The 1,364-nt window shown below is 42.1% G+C and carries 1 protein-coding gene; it reads right to left on the bottom strand.

All coding sequences use genetic code 11. The annotated features are described in order from the left end of the window. Positions 1-1,364: DUF1542 domain-containing protein (locus F5ESL0263_RS08655; protein WP_147441556.1), on the bottom strand; the 1,364-nt coding region annotated here is incomplete at both ends.

Here is a 1,364-nt window from a genome sequence, read left to right on the forward strand (position 1 = left end):
GGGTCAGCGTCAATTAGCCCTTGGACTCTTGCCACCTCAGCATCAATATCGCCCTTAGCAGTAGCTTTTGCATTATCAAGGTTTCCTGACTGATATGCTGCTGCTATTGCTGCTTTACCATCTTCAAGGGCCTTGTCCACTTCTTCAAAACTGGTAGCACTATCGATGTCGTTCTTAGCTGCCGTTCCTGCTGCTACTGCTGCTGCAGTTTGGGTAGCCTTGGAACCTGAATCTAAGTCACTATCGCTTGAAATCAAGTTCTTGCAATCAGTTACTGCAGTATCAATTGCGTCTTTAGCGGTCTGCTTTGCATCATCCACTGTACCATCAACATATGCATTTTCAACATCAGTTTTACCAGCTGCTAAAGCTTGAGCTACTTCATCACCAGTTGTTGCGGCAGTAATCTTGCTCTTAGCTGCTGCACCTCTGCTTTCAGCGTCTGCTATTTGCGCTGCTTTCTTGGCAGCTGGTAGATGCTTATCTGCGTTTATCTTAGCTTTTGTAGCTGCTACTGCGTCATCAATATCGCCATTAGCTTTCAGCTTGGCATCAGAAATATTACCTGATATATATGCATTTTCAACATCTTTTTTACCAGCTGCTAAAGCTTGAGCTACTTCTTCTCCAGTTGTTGCGGCAGTGATCTTGTCCTTAGCAGCAGCACCTGCTGCTTCAGCGTTTGCTATCTGGGTAGCTTTGTCAGTAGTTGTTAATGCTGTATCCTTATTAATTTTATCCTTAGTGGCTGCTACTTTGTCATCAATTGCGTCTTTAGCATCGCTCTTTAGATCATCTAGTTCAAGTTTTTCGTGAGCCGCTGCTACTGCATTTTCACCATCACTGAGAGCTTTTTCTAGTTCATCACCAGTTGTAGCTAAATCAATGTTATTCTTAGCCGCTTCCCCAGCTGCTGCTGCATTTGCTTTTTGCTCTGTCTTTCTTGAATCACTTAAATTACTATCACTGTCAATCTCATTCTGAGTTTTTCTAACCTGCTGATCTATTTTTCCCTTAGCATTCAGTTTTGCATCTGCCAAGTTAACTGACGTGTGAGCTGCTTCAATGTTCTTTACGCCTTCGTTATATGCATCAATTACTTTATCAGCAGTATCTACTGCTTTTTGATCAATTGCCGCCTTAGCATTTTCTCCAGCATCTTCTGCCGCTTTACTTTGCTTAGCTCTCAGTGTGCTATTTAACGTAGTATCTTTAGCGATATCATCTTTGACGCTTGAAACTGCTTGATCAAGCAAATCCTTATAGCTTTGTTTGAAGTCTTTAAGTGATCCCTCAACATATGCACCCTCAATGTAAGTTGCTGACTCTTTGTTGTTCACAGCGTCATCAACTATCTTGTTTAT

It is taken from the genome of Lactobacillus sp. ESL0263 (assembly GCF_003692845.1).
Taxonomy (GTDB): domain Bacteria; phylum Bacillota; class Bacilli; order Lactobacillales; family Lactobacillaceae; genus Lactobacillus; species Lactobacillus apis.